We start from the raw sequence: 20,103 nt of genomic DNA on the forward strand, positions 1-20,103 counted from the left end.
AAACAGGTATAATCTGAATTATCCCCTAAAAATGGTTAAAACAGTTGTGATTAATCCTCCGACGATTAAACCAGTAATTCCATAGAATAAATAATTGGGTTGAGTCTCGGAGGTGGGAACGGAAGTTAGGGGCGTTCCTTGATAGAAATGCACTGCAATATCATCGATAAATTCAGGTAATTGCACTGCCACTTTTCCCTGTATTACCTCTATTTTTTGGCTCGAAAGTACACCTTGATCGGGTTTAAAAATATCCATTTGATAGAGTCCATCGGTTAAAGATAGATCTTTTAAGAATATTGTTTGTTGGGGGAAGCTAATATCTTGTGTACCAGCTTCAGAAGATAGATAGGCGATCGCTTCTTCGGGAGAAGATAAGACATAGCGATGGGATGCTGTTTCTGATTCTAATTGTCCATTAAACCACAGATTTGGATAGTCTGTTAAGCGGTTCCAAAAGTTTCTTAAAACTAACGTATCTTTTTCTAAAGGGTTCCATCCATAGGGATTATAGTTATGATCGTATCCCGGTTTTTGATCTTTAATTCTGGGTTTAATATAAAGATCCATTTGCTGACATTTTGCCATCATAAACTTCCAGAAAAATTTACGGGTTCTGGCTCTAAACTTAGGCTCTCGATACCCATATTTAGAGTTATTTTCATCCCAGGATTCTTGAGGAATATAGGGTTTTTTGTATTTAATTCGCCAATCTTTAGCTTGTTGAAAAGTATGTTTTTTACCATAAATCAGGAGATCAAAATTAGGATGGTTAAAAATCCAATCCCGTTGAAATAGGTTTAATCCTCCGGTATCCATACCTAAAATTATTTGTTTTTGGGGTTGCAATTCACCAAAGCGATCGCGGACTGTAGTTGACATTTGATCAATCCAAACCCTGACTTTTGACCAATCTTCATGGTTTTCGGCAACTTCATGCACTAAATCATAATAAACATTATCTAAATCTGCGGTCACTTCAATTAATTTATTAAACCAGGCTTTTTGAACTTCAGCTAATTCCGTTTGGTTATCAGCAACAGAATGATAAAATTTTAAGCGATTATCTTTTAAATGATCGGTAAAAGCATTAATATTGTTATCAGGATTAAAAAAATGCCCTCCCCAATTCTTTTCATTATCATCCATTTGCCAACCATTCATCATTAATAGATGAATAATGATTCCCTTAGACTCTAAATATTTAACCTGTTCTCGAAACCGTTTCCAATACGCTTGATTAAATTGAGTTAAATCAAACTGTCGGTTTCCCGGTTGTGTTTCTTGATAGGGAAATAAGACATTATTGAGAGAACCGCCATTATCTTGAGTAAATTTTTCAATATATTTCCAACTATAGGGTGGGTACGCTCTTAAATGATTCATCCCATGTTCAGCCGCCCAATTTGCCCACTGTCTATAATTATAGGCATCATCAGAGGCATAGAAAATAAAATCCGATAGTCCTCCAAAAGATAATAAGGGTTTTCCGTGATGGGTAAAATAGACTTTTTCTGTTCCGACTTTTTCTAGTTTTATTTCTGGGGTTTGGTTTGGGGTTTGAGCGACGGGATTTTGTGCAGCCAATTGCAGAGTTGGACTACACAAAATAATTCCTATAGCCAGAAAAAACAATAAAAAAAATCTCAACAAAGAACGATTATTTTTATTCATGATTTGAGTTTTTTAGGGGATATAGCAATCCGCCACGCGCGAGACGGAGGTTGTAACATTTCAATAATGATATGAAACAGTCAGAAGTATTACCCCTGTTCCCTGTTCCCTTTTATTTTAAAGAACAGCTATCAAAACTGCATCGTGTTAACCGTTTTCTGCGGGAAGCCACAAACCTATAAATTTTTGGCCCCAAGATGGCAGCCCCAGGAAAATAAAGTAAGACTAATAACGGCCACAGAGGCGGTAAATAGCGAATAATTTCGCGGAAGGCAAAGAAACCTTTTTGCACAGAACCATCAGGAAGAATTAGGTGCATTTCTGCTAAACAAGCATCTAAAGAAAGGTCGGGATGAGTCTTTTGAATACTCGCCCATTGTTCTTCCACCGGAGTATAACTTAATCGTTGAAACCAGTCAAAATAACACAGAATAGTCATGGAACGAATACACAAAGGACAGAGACCATCATAGAGAATTTCGGGTTTAGGTTGACCCGAAGAATGCAGTTGGCGACGAGAGAGGGTTTTGATCATCCCAGTCCAAGGCATGAACACAGAATATAATGCTATATATGTAAAAAATGGCGCTCGTTGTGCCAAATAAATTCCGGTATGAAATCCAATTCCGGCGGGAATATAAACCCAAACTAAGGAAGGGAAAATCAACACTAAAAAGAAAGTTCCCTCAAAAATAATTGCCATCCAAGCAAAAACCACCCCGATAATGCGGTATTGCCCTAACCAAACTCCAAGAGCACTTTCCCAAAGTAAACCATCATTAGTCAAGACATATTGTAGGGTATATCCGTTCATCCAATCGGTACTTATGATGCCCGCACCTTGAGTTAACTTGTGCAGGGCTGAGGATAAGTAAACGATGGCAAACAACCACTGAATTGTTAATAAGGGCCATCGAGCCAATTCACTTTTTTTGTTTAATAAATTAAAGGGTTTGAATCGCTGTTTTTTGATATTAGTTCGGAGTTTTTGCAACAAATCATCCAAAGACATAACACCGCCAGAAGGGCTTAAAGCTAAGATAAATAGTGCAATGAGTAGTAAAGCAAATCGATGGTGGTGGTGGTGTGACCCAACAGAAAAAATATAAGCCTCTAAAAAGAAATTTCCCATGGCAAAAACCATCAAACTGAGATTGGTTTTAAATCCGATCAAAGAAGTGATTCCGCAGATAAAAGTCAAGCAAAAAATTAGAGATAAAAACCAATCGGGAGGAATTTGTTGCGCTCCCCAAAGAAAGCTAAACAAGCTTACAATATGCCAAGGATTATAAGCTAAACCTGAAATGTCTCCTAGTTCGAGAATTCTGTGGTAATAATCTGTAAATATTATAAATCCCAACTGAAATCCAACAATAATGATCCGGCACAAAGCCAGATCAAATAGGGGCGCAGGTCTAAACCAATAAGCATTCCAAACTTTAGAGAGTTGTAATCTGGATTGTTGAATTTTCATGAATTAATCTTGATTTTTTTAAAGATAAGGTGAGTATTTTTTTTGTTTATAGCAATCAGCAGGTTAGTCTTTACAACTTTTTTGTGTCTTTGTGGTTAAATTAAAGTTTAACCCTTGTCAAGATCCGAGTGCGAACTGCTATAGTAAGATTTAGAGCATCAGATCAACAATTACTGTTTTTTCTACTGGATTTACTCCTTCACGAGTGATCGCTAAGGGATGATTCTCTAAGCGCAGTTTTACTAGCTTTTTTTGATGTTTTTGTTCATATATTTTTACATATTCTTTAAGAAATGGAAGATCTTTTTCCAGAACTTTAGGGAGTATCTCTTCGATAAAAAGATATCGGGAAACCTGTAGTTCTTGATCGGTAATGGGAATTTCTGTACCATCTTCTAAAACTCCAAAGAGCAAGTGTTGCCTAACCTTAATTCCCTCATATCGGGCTCTAGCGTACATGGGATAATTTAAAAATGGGTAGAAAGCAGGGTCTTTGGGCAGCCGAGGACAAAGACTTTTTAAGGAGAAAGAGGAGCTTTTTTTAGGACAAATTCCGAAAAATGCCACAGAAAATTGTACAAAAATAACGCTTATAATAAACATCGAAACAGAAACTTTGGTTACAGACCTATATTGTTTTTGAGTCAGGCTTTCTATCATAGGATTTACTTCAATTTTTGACTAGAGAAAATCCGTTAATCGAATTTAAGTTCAGAGATAAGTAAGGGAATGAACAGCACAACGAGGGGAGTTTTTATTCATAATTCTATTAACTATTTATTTAACAGAACAGCTATCAAAACTGCATCGTGTTAACCGTTTTCTGCGGGAAGCCACAAACGTATAAATTTTTGGCCCCAGAATCTCAGAACCCGGAAAATACATCAGGGCTAATAACGGCCAGAGAGGGGGTAAATAGAGAATAATTTCACGGAAGGCAAAAAATCCTTTGCGTACATAACCATTGGGAAGAATCAAGTGCATTTCTGCTAAACAGGCTTCTAAAGACAGATCAGGATGAGTCTTTTGAATACTCGTCCATTCTTCTTCAACTGAAGTATAACTTAGTTTTTGAAGCCAATCAAAATAACACAAGACAGTCATGGAACGAATGCAAATAGGACAGAGACCATCATAGAGAATTTCCGGTTTGGGTTGTTGAGAAGACTGCTGTTGGCGACGAGAGAAGGTTTTAATCATCTTAGTCCAAGGTATAAACACTGAATAAAGTACCATAAGGTGGAAAAATGGTGCTCGTTGTGCTAAATAAATTCCGGTATGAAATCCAATTCCGGCGGGAATATAAACCCAAACTAAGGAAGGGAAAATTAATACTAAAAAGAAGGTTGCCTCGAAAATAATTGCCATCCAAGATAAAATTACCGCGAGGGTGTGATATTGTCCTAACCAAACTCCAAGATCACTTCCCCAGCGTAAGCCATCATTAATTAAGAAATATTGTAGGGTGTATCCGTTCATCCAATCTGCACTGATTAAACTTCCATTTCCTTGAGATAATTTGTTCATAGTTGCAGATAAATAAATCAGTGCAAATAACCACTGAGCAGTCAATATCGGCCATCGAGAAAATTCACTTTTTTTGTTTAATAAATTAAAGGGTTTGAATCGCTGTTTTTTGATATTAGTTCGGAGTTTTTGCATAAGATTATCTAGGGAAAGAACACCTCCAGAGGGACTTAATGCTAAAAGGAATAGTGTAATTAGCAGTAGAGCTTGGGGATGGTGGTATTTTCCAAAGGAGAAAAGATAAGCTTGTATAAATAGATTCCCAATGGCAAAAAATATCAAACTTAGATTGGTTTTAAATCCGATCAAAGCAGTAATTCCAGAGATAAAAGTCAATCCAAAAGTCATGGATAAAAACCAATCCGGAGGAATAGTTTCTGTTCCCCAAGGAAAGGTTAACCATTGCACAATATGTAAGGGTTCGTAATCTAAACCCGGAATATCTCCTCTTTCTAGCATTTGCCGATGATACTCTTTTACCAGCAAATATCCAATCTGAAATCCAACAATAATAATCCGACACAAGGCTAGATCAAAAAGGGGTGCGGGTCGGAACCAATAAGCATTCCAAAGTTTAGATAAATTCAATGTCTGTTTTTGAAAGTTCATAGGTTGATTCAACTTTTGTAAATTTTGTAAAGAATCAGACGGGTGAAAAATGGTAGTTTATAGCTCCAGGTCAACCGTTACGATTTTGTCTCCTGGATTAATGCTTTTACGGGTAATGATTAAGGGATGGTTTTCTAACCGCAACTTTACTAGATTCTTTTGAGACTTTTGCTCATAAATTTTTACATAAGATTGAATAATCTCAGGATTTTTTTTCTCGATTTCAGGTAATATATTTCTCAAGAATTTATATCGAGATGTTTGTAAGTCTTCGTTGGTAATCGCAACTTCTGTTCCGTCCTCTAAAACGCCAAATAGAAAGTATTGATTAACATTAGTTCCCTCATATCTAGCTCCAGCATACATGGGATAATCTAAAAAAGGATATAAAGCTGGATCATCGGGAATACTTGGGCAAATAAGTTTTAATAGGAAAAAATCAGAGTCCAAATAGGTACAAGTTCTAATGTTTCCAGCTAAAAATTGTAAATAAATTACCCCTAAAATGGTCAAAGACACAGAAAATTTAGCCAGAAGTTTGTAATTATTTTTGTTGAGGGTATCCATAATTTGATCAACTCTAATTGTTTTTCAGAGACTGAGTTTAGAAATGGCTGAGTCGGAGTTACAGTGGTTTATGGAAGTTGAATTTAGACGATTTCCAGGGTATTTTAAAAAGGTTTTTAATTCCTTGTTTCCATCGATATTGAGTTACTTGTAAACGATGATTTACCGTTGGCATTCTCAGCAGAATATAAACCCAGGTTCTCACCCAACAGGCAATTAAACCACTTAAATTAATCCCAAAACTAGATACAATTGCCTCTCTAACCCCTAGGGTTAGCATTTCTCCGAGGTGAACATAATGAAATGCTTTTAAAGATTTTCCCATGATTAAAGCCTTGAGATTATCAGCCGTAGCAGCACCTTGTTGAAAGGCAGCTTGAGCCGTTGCGGGAACTTGTTGCCCCTGCAAATTGCGAATATCGGCTAAATCTCCTAGGGCAAAAACTTCAGGATAATCAATAAATTGTAAAGTGGGTGTTGTTAAAACTTGACCCCTTTTATTATGCTGACAATCCAGGTGATACAGCCATTCTCTGGGTTGGGTTCCGACGGTTTCAATGACTAAATCAATCGGGATTTTGTGTTGCTGTTCGGGTTCAATTAAGGTGATATGATGGTGATCAACCGATTGAATCTGAGTCTGAAATTTAAGTTGAACTCCCCTAGATGCTAAGGACTGATAAGCAACTTTTCGGCTAAAATTTGAAAAGCCTTTCAGAATTTGTTGACCTCGAACAATTAAATAAATTTGCCCTCGCTTTTGTAAACGGTCGGCTAATTTTCCTGCTAGTTCTACGCCATTGGGCCCTCCTCCAATTACAGCAATGGAAATTTTGGGTTTTGGAGATAATTCTAATCCAGATAATCGCTGTTTGAGTCGTTCAGCATCCGCTAAAGTTCGGAAGGGATAGGTTTCTACTTCCTGCTCAGAAACAACACTAGAAAAGGTTTTTCGACCTACCGATAAGACTAAATAATCATAGGTTAAACACTCTTGGTTTTTTAGATGAATTTCCCGTTGTTTTAAGTTAATATTCTCAACGGTTCCTTGGCAAAATTTAACCTTAACTTTAGCCAGCAATTTCTGGAAACTAGGGGCAATTTCCCAGTCTCTAAATTCATCCGTAATTAATTCATAAAGAAAAGGTGTAAATAAAAAACGCTCCTCTTTATCAATTAAGGTGATGTTAGGAATTAGGGATTTATGCCAAGATAAACGCGCTAAGGACAACGCGGTATAAAGTCCAGCAAAACCTCCCCCTAGAATACAGATTTTAGTGGGTGTTTTAGGTTGTGAGATGGATATTGGAAAACCTTTGTTTTCGGGATCATTAAGATTGGCGCGAGACTGATAGCTCATTTTGATATCAGCAATGGAGAAACTGCTGAATCTATCCCAAATCTGGGATAGGATTAATCTTCCCAATATAGCAACTTTATTTTCAATTGCCGATGAACGGTTATCGCGGTTGTCCCCAATATTAAATAATATATTTTTATACTTTTATTGATTTTATTTTAATTTTTTGTAATTTTCGATACAAAATTTTTAGACAAAGGATTAATTTTTTTCCGATTTTAGCTTGACTTTAGGGATTCAGAATAGTTCAAACAGTAATTTTATAATTTTATCTTATCAAAATATAACTCAGGATAGAATAGGAAATTTTACATAAGGGGTAGATTTATGAAGCTCATCCGTTAATATTTCCAGAATAAGGCTTCTAGTTTAAAGGTGTTCAATCACTTTCGCTGCTTCTGATAATTTCGCCTGTTGTTGTCCTTGGAAACGGGCATTTCCATTAAATAAGGAGATGGGGGTACTAATTAAATCCACAATTTCGGCTTTTCCGGTTAATAGTTTGACCGTACCCAGAGGTAATTCCTTTAAAACCCAACGTCCTAACCGATATAGATAATCAGAAGGAGTTAAGGATGCCATTAAATTAATCCCATGGAGTTCATGTAAATACCGATTTGATTCTCCGTAACGTCGCCACTGACTTTTTAAGGCTTTTAAGGTAGACCGATGACGGTGTTTAACTATTGCTTGGGATGCCAATTCTAATTGATAATCGGTTTGTTGTTGAATCCGCCAACACATATCCGCATCTCCCCCAGTGGTTAGGTAGGGACGAAACAAACCCACCTGTTCAAAAATTTTACGCCGAATCGCTAAATTAGCGGTTTGACCGTAGGGTAAAAAGCTATTATTTAAGGTGTGTTTTTGGGATAAAGTTTCCTGTTTATCGGCATATTTTTCTAATAGGTTTTGACTGGGTAAGGCGATAATTTCACCCGCCACCAAACCGATATCAGGATTAGAAAAGGGTTGAATTAACTGCTCTAACCATTGGGGTTCCGGTCGGCAATCCATATCGGTAAATGCGATAATATCACTGGTTGCAACTCTAATTCCGGCATTGCGAGCGGCATAGGAACTTTGGATATTATTTTCTGATAGGGAATGAATATTAATTGTACTAGATCTGGCTAATTCCTGAACAATAGAAACAGAATTATCCTGACTATTGTTATCAACTAATAAATATTCTACTTGATCTGCCGGATAGGTTTGCGATCGCAAACATTCAATTAAATCCGGCAAATCCGTCTCGCCATTATAAACCGGGATCACAACAGAAAGGTTAATCATGAGCAGGCAAAATACCTAGAAAAAATTGTATCCCAGGAAAAGGGTAATCAACACTAAGATAGCATTAATTAAATAGAAACTCCCGACCACTTGGGTTTCATGCCATCCTGATAATTCTAAATGGTGATGTAAAGGCGCCATTTTGAACAGACGTTTTCCCACACCCTCGGAATTTTTTGTGGCTTTATAATAGCTAACTTGAGCAATTACAGAGAGGGTTTCCACAAAGAAAATTCCACTAATGATTAATAACACCCATAAACTATTAGTTAATAGGGCTACCGTTGCTAAACCTCCGCCCAATGCCAAAGCTCCCGTATCTCCCATAAACACTTTTGCCGGGTTGCGGTTGTGGGTGACAAATCCTAAACAACTGCCACTCATACAAGCACAAAAAGTGGTTAATTCCGGTGCAGTCGGGGCAACATAAGCACCTAAACCGATAAATGCGATCGCGCCTAACCCGCCCATTAACCCATCAACACCATCGGTTAAATTGGTGGCATTACTTTCAGCTACTTGGACAAAAATTGCTAGGGGCCAGAATAATAATCCCAAGGGAATTGCTAGTCCTAAAGGTAAAGCAATGGTGCTTAAAGTTGAAGATTCAGTTACAGCTAACCACACACAAAATAGCGTCGCAAAACCTACCTGCAACGCCAACTTCATTCGAGGAGAAATTCCCTTATTTGATTTACGTCTTAAAATCTGCCAATCATCTAACCAACCAATAAATCCATAGGCTAAAGTCACGGCAGAAACCCCGATTACATTGGGATTAAATTGAGTTAAAATTAAAGCGATCGCCAATCCCACAGGAACAAAAAATATCCCTCCCATGGTAGGAGTTCCAGCTTTTTGTAAATGGGCTTGGGGGCCATCTTCTCGGATGAATTGTCCGGCTTTAATCTTGACTAAAAGCGGAATTGCCCAATATCCTAAGATAGAAACGGCGATCGCACAAATCAAAGCGGGTAAAAATAACGATCCTTGAACTTGAAATAAATTATGGTTCACCCGGTCTAAACTGAAGGCAAACACACTTAAGCCTAAACTCAGGAAAAACAATAGGGTTTGTCCAGACCCATTGAATGATTTAACCGAATAAAGTTTGCTATCCACAAAAATTTTTAATCCTCAACACCACACTATCAAAATCCTAAAAATCGCTAGTTTCCTAGCGTCTATTTCTAGCTTTCTATCTCATCATCATCATCATCATCATCCTCATAGGCGGAGTCATCGACGGAAATCAGATCGGCGATTTCTTCTTCTTCCTCCAAGTAGTCAACGGTTGTAGTGCTGACGGTATCTCGCTCGATTAGACGTCCGGTGGACTCCAACCAAGCAATTAGTGAAATTTCTTGTTTGGAAGGAATCACATCAGCCGGTTCATGGGCGGGAATTTCTCGTAAGGACGGATTAAGCATTTTTAGTTTCCGGTGTCAAATGAAATTGAGTTAGAGTTAATTTAATTTTACACAATCATTGGTTATGGACAGTATCATATTTTTTAAATCGATCTTGAGTCTTATAGATTTAAAAAAGCTAACCAATAATTCATTAAACATAAGATAAAACTATGATTAATCAAAAAAAAGCCCTGCTGTTAGAAATGATTGCTGGGAAAAATCGCGGTCTACTCGCCACTCCAGGGGATAAAGCAGCTATTTTATCCGCCCTGACTCAACTGGAAGAATTTAACCCGAACCCCCGACCCTTAGAAGTTCCTGAACTCTTAGAGGGAAATTGGCGATTATTGTATACCAGTAGCGATGAATTACTGGGCATTGGTCGATTTCCCTTGCTTGAGTTAGGGCAAATTTATCAATGTATTCGGGTGAGCGATCGCAAAATTTATAATATTGCAGAAGTTCAAAGTTTACCCTTCTTAGAAGGATTAGTGAGTGTCGCCGCCGAATTTGAACCCGTTTCAGAAAAACGAGTTAATGTTAAATTTAATCGGTTTATTATTGGTTATCAACGGTTTATCGGGTATCAATCTCCTGATAGTTTAATTGGGGATATTGAAAGGGGTAAAAAGTTTATTGCCATTGACTTTAGTTTACAAGCACGAGATCAAAAAGGCTGGTTAGATATTACTTATTTAGATGAAGATTTAAGAATCGGACGGGGAAACATCGGGAGTGTTTTTGTATTAACAAAAGTTGTTTAATTACCCATTCGTAATTCGTAATTCGTAATTCGTAATTCCCCCTTATGCTATTAAAATACAATCCTGGTCTTTGTTTACCTTCGGCGGAAGATTTGCCCGACTCCGATGATACGCCTGTGGATAACGAACTGCAAGATTTAATCCCTGGACTGTTAAAAATCCTCCTTGCTTCTATTTGGTCTGAACGCATGGATTGGTTTTTTGGCGTGGATATGGGAATTTATTATGATCCCGAACAACCTGCTATTGTCCCCGATGGTTTTTTAAGTGTGGGAGTTCCTCGAATTATTGATGAAGATTTACGCTTGAGTTATGTACTTTGGGAAGAACAAGAAGTTCCTATTTTAATCATTGAGGTTGTATCCCATAAACGTCGAGGAGAATATACGAAAAAGAAACGGTTTTATGCAGAAATGGGGGCTTTATATTATGTGGTTTATAATCCCCTACGGAAACGCAAACCCCCTTTAGAAGTTTATAAACTGGAAAACGGTGAATATCAATTACAACCTGGGGAACAGGTTTGGTTGCCGGAATTACAATTAGGAATTGGTCGAGAACGGGGAACCCATGTAGGAATTACGAGGGATTGGCTATATTGGTATAATCCACAGGGAAACCGTTATTTAACTGCCGAAGAACGTCTGCAACAATCTCAAGAACAAACCAGTTTAGCCGAACAAAGAATACAACAACTGGAAGAACAGTTACGAAGTTTAGGACTTAATCCCGATCAAGTCAATTAATATTAATTGGGGGAAATTATTACGCATAAAATCATTGTGGAGACGTACCATGGTACGTCTCCACAATAATTGGAAGTGCGATTCGTTTAACCTAAAATAAGTTGAAAAAGACTTATGGGACGGTTAACCCAGTTATTAAGACTGGTGATAACTGATTACATTTGTGGGTGAAATTCGGTGAATTAAGTCCCACCCCTCAAGTGCTGAGGTGAAAGCATAACCCCTAGTTTGATTGGGTAGCAACCAACAGATTAAAGCGGGGTTAAAAGGTAGAACTACTGGTAGCCAAAACTGGTAACTATCGAGCAAGAAGTCCATGCGTAGCGCAAGCAAAGATGTATCTGAATCATCGTTAATTGTAATGGTGTAATGGCTAAATCAAGGTTAAAAACTTGATAAACACCAAGCCAAAAGGCAAGGATAGGGCATAAGCGGTTTTCCTTCCGACTTATAAGCACCGCCCAATAAACCCGGTGGATAACATCACGCTAAAGACTTCAATAATGTGTAATCGGAACGAAGTAACCCCTATATATCTCTGGAGAGGTCGAAATCCAGTAAGTAGCTAACGAACGATATATAGGGAAGGGATGGTATCAAAAGCGAATGCTTTGCTGTAATGGCAAAAGATATGCAGACAGATACTCGGTAATTCCAAAGAAATAGAACAAGTAGCAATGAATATATCTAAAACGCAGAACAATCTGACGGTGGAGTGGAAAGACCTTAACTGGCGCAAACTGGAAAAGGTAACTTTTAAGTTGCAAAAGCGCATATTTCGAGCGAGTGAACGAGGCGATGTTAAAGCAGTTCGTAAACTTCAAAAGACCCTGATTAATTCCTGGAGTGCTAAATGTATCGCGGTTCGCAGGGTAACACAAGATAACCAAGGACGAAATACGGCAGGAGTGGACGGAATTAAATCCCTAACCCCGAAGCAACGTATGAACTTGGTAGGACGATTAAAGTTAACCAATAAAGTTAAACCAACTCGCAGAGTTGAAATACCTAAACCTGGTACAACCGAAACCCGTCCATTAGGAATACCCACAATCAACGACCGCGCATTGCAAGCGTTAGTAAAACTAGCGTTAGAACCAGAATGGGAGGCTAAATTTGAGCCAAACAGTTATGGTTTTAGACCAGGACGTTCATGCCACGATGCAAGAGAAGCAATATTTTTGAATATTAGATACAAGTCCAAATATGTACTTGATGCTGATATCTCCAAATGTTTCGACCGCATAAACCACAAAGCATTAATCTCCAAAATACACACATACCCTACATTAAGCCGTCAAATCAAGACATGGCTCAAGGCAGGGTACATGGACGGAAAAGAACTTTTTCCTACCAATGATGGTACACCACAAGGAGGGGTAATTTCACCCTTACTTGCGAATATTGCCCTACATGGTATGGAAGAAAGAGTTAAGCAATACGCCGAAACTCTAAAAGGGAAAAAAGCGAGAAATCGTCAGGCTCTTAGTCTAATCCGTTACGCTGATGATTTCGTAATAATCCATGAGGATTTAAACGTAGTCAAAAAGTGTCAAGAGATAATCGCTGACTGGTTAAGTGACATGGGATTGGAATTAAAACCAAGTAAAACAAAACTAACCCACACCCTCAATGAAATTGATGGGAATGTTGGATTTGAGTTCTTAGGATTCCATGTACAACAACACAAAGTAGGTAACTACCGATGTGCCAACAACCCGAATGGAATACCACTAGGTTTTAGTACATTAATCACACCCTCAAAAGCCAAAATAAAGACTCATCTTGTCAAGATAGCTGAAGTAATAGACTCCCATAAAACCGCACCTCAAGCTGCCTTAATTAGTAAGCTGAACCCTATTATTAGAGGTTGGTCAAACTATTATTCAACAACAGTTAGTAAAGAAACCTTCTCAAAGGTTGACCGCCTAACTTACGACAAGTTAAGAGCTTGGGCAAGAAGGAGGGGAAAAGGGAACATCAATAAAGACAAATACTGGAAAACAGTAGATGACAGAAATTGGTGTTTCAGTACAGAAGATGGATTAGAATTACTCACCCATAGCAGTACGCCAATCGTAAGGCATACAAAGATTAAAGGTGAAGCTAGTCCGTTTAATGGAGACTGGATTTACTGGAGTAAACGACGAGGCGAATATCCAGAAACTCCTAAAAGAGTGGCAACACTTATTAAGAAACAAAAAGGTATTTGTCCTCACTGTGGTCTGTATTTTACAAGTACAGATATTGTAGAAGTTGACCATATTATACCTAAATCGTTAGGTGGTAAAGATACCTACGATAACCTTCAACTTCTACACAAACATTGTCACGACACAAAGACGGCTAGTGATGGTTCTTTAACTAAAACAGTTGAGAATTATGACAATCAACCGTTTTGAATCGTACCTATAACAAAGGTGGAATTATCAAGGAGCCGTGTGAGGTGAAAGTCTCAAGCACGGTTCTGAAGGAGAGGTAGGAGTGGTAACGCTCCTATCGACTCTAACAACTTTTTGAGGGGTTGCGATCGCTGATCCACATCAAAAGTTAAAATAGGACAGTTGTGCTAAATGGGATGTGAGTGACCTACCTCGGATGCAGTAGATAGGAAATTGGGCTACAACTGTTTCACCCGTCTACTGTTAAACGATTAAAGTCTATTTGAACATCAAAGCGATCAAATCCAAACCCAGAATATGATAGAACGGTATACTTTGCCCGAAATGGGCAATTTGTGGACAGAGACTTACAAGCTACAAACTTGGTTACAAGTGGAAATAGCCGTCTGTGAGGCCCAGGCGGAGTTAGGATATATTCCATCGGAAGCCGTTGATGAAATTAAGGCTAAGGCGAATTTTGATATCAAGCGGGTGCTCGAAATTGAAGCCGAAGTCCGCCATGACATGATTGCCTTTTTAACCAATGTCAACGAATATGTCGGGGATGCCGGACGCTACATTCATTTAGGCTTAACCAGTTCCGATGTCTTAGATACGGCCCTCGCCTTGCAGATGGTGGCCAGTGTGGATGTATTATTGGAACGCACAGAAGCCTTGAGTCAGGCCATTCGTTACCAAGCGCAACAACATCGAGATACAGTAATGATCGGCAGATCCCATGGGATTCACGCGGAACCGATTACCTTTGGGTTTAAATTAGCCGGATGGTTAGCGGAAGTTTTTCGCAACCGAGAACGTTTAGTCCGTCTGCGTCAAACCGTGGCAGTCGGTAAAATTTCTGGGGCCGTGGGAACCTATGCTAATGTCGATCCGAGGATAGAAGCGATCGCCTGTCAAAAATTAGGACTCGAACCCGATACCGCTTCCACCCAAGTCATTTCCCGGGATATTCATGCGGAATATGTGCAAACTTTGGCATTATTAGCCGCTAGTATTGAACGGTTTGCGGTGGAAATTCGTAACCTGCAACGTACCGATGTTTTAGAAGTAGAAGAATTTTTTGCTAAGGGTCAAAAAGGGTCTTCTGCCATGCCCCATAAACGCAACCCGATTCGCAGTGAACGCTTAACGGGAATGGCGCGAATTATTCGGGGAAATGCCGTTGCTGCCTTAGAAAATGTTGCCCTGTGGCATGAACGGGATATTTCCCATAGTTGCGTTGAACGAATGATCTTACCCGATTCTTCAACGGTGGCTCATTTTATGTTAGTTGAACTAACAGATTTAATCAAGAATCTGTTAGTTTATCCCGAAAACATGAAGCGCAATATGAACCTTTATGGCGGTGTAGTCTTTAGTCAACGGGTGCTATTAACCCTAGTGGAAAAAGGCATTAACAGGGAAGAAGCCTATAAAATTGTGCAATCTTGCGCCCACACCGCTTGGAATCAAACCGATGGAGATTTTGAATCTTTAATTAGAGAAAATGACGAAGTTAAAGCAACATTATCTCCAGGGGAAATTGATGCTTGTTTTGATCCTAAACATCACTTAAAAAACCTCGACCAAGTTTACCAACGGTTAGATATATAAAAACAAACCAGGTTTTTAAATCTAATTCATCGTAGGGGCGAGGCGCGCCTCGCCCCTACAGGATTCTGCACTAAATCAACCCGGTTTCTAACTAATTACATCATCATCATTTTAACCCTATGCTTTCTAAACTCCTGATGCGATTATTCTTATTTTTATTCCTAATTTTGGGTATTAACTGTAATCCTGTTCACGCTAAAAATTTAACCCCGCCTCCTGCGTCTCCTCCTCCTTTAGTGATTCAAGACTATAATCAAGTTCCAAATACAGATAAATTAGTTGATATTAAAAGCGTTAACCCGAATATTCGCCATGATATTCGCTACGCCACAACCAACAATTTTTTGAAGAAAAAACTCTATGCGGTTCCCCGTTGTTTTTTACGCTCTGATGTCGCCCAACGTTTATCAAAAGTACAAAAAGATTTAGAAGAAATAGGGTTAGGATTAAAAGTCTATGACTGTTATCGCCCCCTGTCTGTCACTCGTCAAATGTGGGAAATTCTACCCGATACTCGTTATGTTGCTAACCCCGCTAGAGGGTCTCGCCATAACCGAGGAGCGGCGGTTGATTTAACCTTAGTTGATTTACGCACTGGGGCAGAGTTACAAATGCCCACGGATTTTGATGATTTTACCGATAAAGCTGCTAGAGATTACACTGGAAATTCTCCCCAAGTGCGTCGAAATAGTGATTTACTCGCGGCTAAAATGAAACAACAAGGATTCATTTCCTTAATTACAGAATGGTGGCATTTTGATGCACCCGGATGGGATAAATACGGTCTTTTAGATGTGCCTTTGCAAAATATTCGTTAATCTTGAATTCCTCGCCATTCTCCTTGTAAAGTAAACCCCGACCAATAGTAAGGGGGTATCCATTCTGAATCGTTTTGCATTTTGATTTGAGCTTGTCTTAAAGCCGCCCCAGGAGCTAATCCTTCCTTTAACATTCCCTGATAAAACTTAACCATTAATTCGGCGGTTGCTTGATCATCAACTTTCCATAAACTCACCAGCACTCGATTCGCTCCCGCATACATAAATCCCCGGGTTAAACCTACTAATCCTTCCCCTTTGATCTCCTGACCTAATCCGGTTTCACAGGCACTTAACACGACTAATTCCACTGGTAAATTCAAGTTAAAAATATCATAAAGTCGTAAAAATCCATTCTGAGATTCTCCGGTTTGATTTACTAAAGAAAAAACCAAACCGGATAATTGGGGATTTTCACTATTGAGTAAACCATGGGTGGCAAAATGCACAAAACGGTATTGACTTAATTCAAGATTAATTGCAGTTTCTCGACTGGCATTAAAGCCGACTTCTTGTAAACTATATTCTTCAGGAACTAAGGCTAAAATCTGAGTCGCTTCTTCCTGGGTAAAGGGTAAACGATCAAATAAAATTCCCGATTCTCTGGCGGAACGTTCTAACTCTGGAGGAAGGGCTTTAATCGCTTGAAAAACAACGGATTTTAAGCGATCATCTGTAGAAGCAAAGACCGGATCAGCTAACACCGCTAGGATTTTTTCTGGGGGTTTGCGATTCTGATTTTCTCCGCGCATAATCCCTAAAACCGAAGCCGAAGGTAAGGTTAATAATTCATGATTAATAATTAAAGGAATTGCCTCGCTATCCCCAGGGGTTCCCGGTTCAGGAAGGGCGGCAAAAGGAACATATTGTAAGGCTCCATCGGCGACAATTAATAATCGTTTATTTTTGATAGAGGGGATGGGGGGAAAAGCAATTTCAGTTAGGGCTTTTCCGGTTTCTTCGTAGAGCGATCGCCGTATCCGTTTACTCGGGGAAAGTAAATTATCTCTAAAGGTTTTAACGGCGGTTTTAAAGGTAGCTTCTGGGGGTAATTCATAAGTTTGGATTGAGTTAGGAGTCACCGCCCATAAATAACTGCGTTCTTTGCCGAGGGAATATTCTAATAAAACCGTCTGGTCATCTAATAATTTTTGAATTTCAGCTAAAGTTAAAGGTTGGGGTTGAGTTAGGGCCGCATAATGGGGATTATTCACCCGAATCGTATCTAAAACTTGGCTATATTGTTGAATTAAACTTTCAATTTCTTGATTGAGTTGCCGTTTCTGTTCATTCGTATGGGACTGGCTTAAAAGTTTAACTCGCTGTTCTTCTAAAGTCGATAATTTTTGTTTTAAGGTTTGTTTTTTATTTAACAGTTTTGGGTCAACTCCAGAGGTCACATCTCCTTGAGCTTGGGCTAAAATATCTAATAAAGATCGAGCCTTAGCCCGTTCACTAATTTGTAATGCTTTTCCATCCCATCCTTGATCCGGTTGTTGTTGATTCAGTTGCATTAACAAATCAATATAGAATTGGTAGTAATCCTGTTTAGATCCTAAAAAAGAAGCTCTTAGGTCTTGACTATTAATCTTTATTCGTAAATCTTCAATAATAGTTAAAGCCGTTTCAATTTGAGCGATCGCGGCTTCAAAATTACCCTGTTTTCTTTCAACCGTTGCCACTCGATATCGAGATAAGGCTTCTTTTGGGCGATCGCCCACTTCCTGACGAATTTTTAAAGCTTGATGATATAATTCTAAGGACTGATCTAACTTATTTTGTTGAAAATAAATAAAGCCGATATTATTTAAGGTACTGGCTTCTCCCGTGCGATCGCCTATTTTTTGCCACACATTCAAAGATTGATTATAGGTGGTTAAAGCCGAATCCATTTGATTCAAATTTGCATAAACAAATCCAATATTATTTAAGGTTGCTCCCTTACCTCGTTGCACATTAACCGCCGCACTATCCCCAAATTTATTAATCACTTCGTCCCATAAACTCAGTGCTTGTTGATAATGCTTGAGGGAGATTTCAAACTGATTTAACTCCGATTCTACCTGAGCTATATTATTTAAAATTGCCGCCACATTAGTCGGGTTTCCCAACTGTTTAACGATAACTAAAGCTTGATTATAATAGTTTAGAGCTTGTTGAAGTTCCCCTAAATTAAAATAGATCAATGCCATCTCATTTAACGTGGCAACTTCTCCGGTTTTAAAATTAACGGTTTGCCAGAAAGTAAAGGTTTTATTCAGAGTATCTAAGGCTTTTTGATATTCGCCTAATTGACTATAAATCTTAGCAATAGAAATTAACGTTGTGCCTTGGGTTTGTTGATCTTCTAAGGTTTGAGTTAAAACCAATAATTGATTATAACAATTAATCGCCTGGGGATATTCTCCTAAACTACTATAAACAGAACATAAAAAATTTCGAGTCATCGATTCTTGCTGAGGATTATTAGCTTCTCGCCCCAGACGTAACCCTTCTTCCCACTGTTGAATCGCCGCCCGAAACCCAGCTACTGTCCCCTCTCGATAGCGTTTCATCCCTTGATTAAAAATATCTTCCGCTTTAGAATTAGAATTAGTAATTTCTGTGGATTGACCTTCCTGGGCGATCGCCGGGACAACAAATCCAAAAACCAAAAAAGACGCCAGCATCAGGAGGCAAAACCAAACCGTAAAAAACTTATTTATGCGTCTATTATTGTGTATCATGATTCAATTCCTGCTACAACTCAAATCTTGACGATGAGGTGATCAAAGGTTTAGGATTTATTATACAGATTATTTTAACCTGATCCGTGTTCAAGAGTTTCTGATCGTTGAAAGTTTCTCATTTTCTGCTTAACCTATGTTCACTATTCCTGTTTTTTTAAGATCAATTATTGGGCTCCAACCTTTTCGGGATTGGAAGCGAATTCTAATCGGTTTCAGCACAGGATTTTTCCTGATTTTGAGTATGGGACTGTTTCAACAACCTACTATTGCTCAAACTAATCTTGCCATCATTCAAGAAATTATCGATGGTAATCAAGTCTTTATTCAAGAAAATCAAGCTAAGGTAGAAGACCAAGCGGAATTCGGACAAATGATTATCACAAAAGACTCTCGCGCTGGAGTTATATTTAATCAGGGGGCGTCGGGACGGATGGATAAAAATTCCCAGATTACCGTTGGTCAATGTGTAGAAATTCAACGGGGACAAATATTAGTAAGTGGCCCGGTTAATGGATGTATTGCGGGGCTGACGGTGGGTGTTCAAGGAACTATTTATATCCTAGAAACTACCGACGGAAAAACGGGTAATATTAAAGTTTTAGAAGGAACTGTAGAAGTGATTCCAGCCGATGGAACTGGAGAACCTATCACAGTTAATGAAGGAGAAAAAGTACCTATTTTAAAAGGAATTTTAAGTCAAGTCGTTCCCATGACATTGGAAGAAATTTCCTCCATTTTATTAGGTGAATTATTCACGGGTTTCAATATTCCCGTTACTCCCGAAGGGGCATTATCTTCTGTTTGTTCTCGTCTTTTACCCGGGTTTACTTGTTCTCAAAATGGTATTCCTACCCCGGCAATTCCCACGCCCCCAATTCCCACGCCCCCAATTCCAACTCCGCCGGTTTCTGTTCCAATTCCGCGTTTCCCATTCTAAATGATTTAGGACTTATGCAGAAACCAGCTTTCTGAACAAGAAATCTGGTTTTCATCCGCAAAATCAGGGCGAGAAACCCGGTTTCTTTGCTCTTGTGCGTCAGTCCTGGGATTGATAATTAATAGGTAATGGGCAATAAAATGATAACTGGTAGAGACGTGCCCATAATCGCGGCGATCGGGCGCGTTCCTATAC

At 38.7% G+C, this 20,103-nt stretch carries 16 protein-coding genes; 6 read left to right on the forward strand and 10 right to left on the reverse strand.

Features of this window, described 5'->3' with window-relative positions; translation table 11 throughout:
* Positions 1 to 18: 18 nt before the first annotated feature.
* The 9 genes from PL9631_RS21235 to PL9631_RS21275 form a co-directional block, all read right to left on the reverse strand.
* Positions 19 to 1,674, reverse strand: a complete 1,656-nt coding sequence (locus PL9631_RS21235) for a hypothetical protein (RefSeq protein ID WP_083623431.1) — start codon at positions 1,672 to 1,674, stop codon at positions 19 to 21.
* A 112-nt stretch (positions 1,675 to 1,786) separates the two neighbouring features.
* A complete protein-coding gene (locus tag PL9631_RS21240) occupies positions 1,787 to 3,148 on the reverse strand; it encodes a DCC1-like thiol-disulfide oxidoreductase family protein (RefSeq protein ID WP_083623433.1) in 1,362 nt (453 codons plus the stop codon).
* Positions 3,149 to 3,298: 150 nt separating this feature from the next.
* A complete protein-coding gene (locus PL9631_RS21245; RefSeq protein ID WP_083623435.1) occupies positions 3,299 to 3,808 on the reverse strand; it encodes a hypothetical protein in 510 nt (169 codons plus the stop codon).
* 117 nt (positions 3,809 to 3,925) lie between these two features.
* Positions 3,926 to 5,284, reverse strand: coding sequence for a DCC1-like thiol-disulfide oxidoreductase family protein (locus tag PL9631_RS21250; RefSeq protein WP_083623437.1), 1,359 nt, complete (start codon positions 5,282 to 5,284; stop codon positions 3,926 to 3,928).
* Positions 5,285 to 5,341: 57 nt separating this feature from the next.
* On the reverse strand, positions 5,342 to 5,851 hold the full coding sequence (locus PL9631_RS21255; RefSeq protein WP_083623439.1) for a hypothetical protein: 510 nt from the start codon (positions 5,849 to 5,851) through the stop codon (positions 5,342 to 5,344).
* A 58-nt stretch (positions 5,852 to 5,909) separates the two neighbouring features.
* Entirely contained in the window at positions 5,910 to 7,211 is a 1,302-nt protein-coding gene (locus PL9631_RS21260; RefSeq protein WP_083623440.1) for an NAD(P)/FAD-dependent oxidoreductase, read from the reverse strand.
* A 369-nt stretch (positions 7,212 to 7,580) separates the two neighbouring features.
* On the reverse strand, positions 7,581 to 8,507 hold the full coding sequence (locus tag PL9631_RS21265; protein ID WP_083623442.1) for a glycosyltransferase: 927 nt from the start codon (positions 8,505 to 8,507) through the stop codon (positions 7,581 to 7,583).
* Between the two features lie 15 nt (positions 8,508 to 8,522).
* A complete protein-coding gene (mraY, locus tag PL9631_RS21270) occupies positions 8,523 to 9,629 on the reverse strand; it encodes a phospho-N-acetylmuramoyl-pentapeptide-transferase (RefSeq protein WP_083623444.1) in 1,107 nt (368 codons plus the stop codon).
* 68 nt (positions 9,630 to 9,697) lie between these two features.
* Complete coding sequence (locus PL9631_RS21275; RefSeq protein ID WP_083623446.1) at positions 9,698 to 9,937, reverse strand: DUF3134 domain-containing protein; 240 nt, start codon at positions 9,935 to 9,937, stop codon at positions 9,698 to 9,700.
* A gap of 152 nt (positions 9,938 to 10,089) precedes the next feature.
* Here PL9631_RS21275 and PL9631_RS21280 point away from each other — a divergent pair, with 152 nt between their 5' ends.
* From PL9631_RS21280 to PL9631_RS21300, 5 genes are all read left to right on the forward strand, one after another.
* Positions 10,090 to 10,683 (forward strand): PAP/fibrillin family protein, encoded by a 594-nt coding sequence (locus PL9631_RS21280; RefSeq protein ID WP_083623448.1) that lies wholly within the window; start codon positions 10,090 to 10,092, stop codon positions 10,681 to 10,683.
* A 44-nt stretch (positions 10,684 to 10,727) separates the two neighbouring features.
* On the forward strand, positions 10,728 to 11,429 hold the full coding sequence (locus tag PL9631_RS21285; protein ID WP_083623449.1) for a Uma2 family endonuclease: 702 nt from the start codon (positions 10,728 to 10,730) through the stop codon (positions 11,427 to 11,429).
* Positions 11,430 to 12,106: 677 nt separating this feature from the next.
* Entirely contained in the window at positions 12,107 to 13,831 is a 1,725-nt protein-coding gene (gene ltrA / locus PL9631_RS21290) for a group II intron reverse transcriptase/maturase (protein ID WP_083616028.1), read from the forward strand.
* A 297-nt stretch (positions 13,832 to 14,128) separates the two neighbouring features.
* On the forward strand, positions 14,129 to 15,424 hold the full coding sequence (gene purB, locus PL9631_RS21295) for an adenylosuccinate lyase (protein ID WP_083623450.1): 1,296 nt from the start codon (positions 14,129 to 14,131) through the stop codon (positions 15,422 to 15,424).
* Between the two features lie 119 nt (positions 15,425 to 15,543).
* Positions 15,544 to 16,242 (forward strand): M15 family metallopeptidase, encoded by a 699-nt coding sequence (locus PL9631_RS21300; protein WP_083623452.1) that lies wholly within the window; start codon positions 15,544 to 15,546, stop codon positions 16,240 to 16,242.
* Here PL9631_RS21300 and PL9631_RS21305 read toward each other — a convergent pair.
* Entirely contained in the window at positions 16,239 to 18,911 is a 2,673-nt protein-coding gene (locus PL9631_RS21305; protein WP_083623454.1) for a CHAT domain-containing tetratricopeptide repeat protein, read from the reverse strand. The genes PL9631_RS21300 and PL9631_RS21305 overlap by 4 nt on opposite strands.
* Before the next feature lie 301 nt (positions 18,912 to 19,212).
* Between PL9631_RS21305 and PL9631_RS21310 the strand changes: the two genes are divergently transcribed.
* On the forward strand, positions 19,213 to 19,908 hold the full coding sequence (locus tag PL9631_RS21310; RefSeq protein WP_083624292.1) for a FecR family protein: 696 nt from the start codon (positions 19,213 to 19,215) through the stop codon (positions 19,906 to 19,908).
* Positions 19,909 to 20,103: the final 195 nt, after the last annotated feature.

It is taken from the genome of Planktothrix paucivesiculata PCC 9631 (assembly GCF_900009265.2).
Classification (GTDB): domain Bacteria; phylum Cyanobacteriota; class Cyanobacteriia; order Cyanobacteriales; family Microcoleaceae; genus Planktothrix; species Planktothrix paucivesiculata.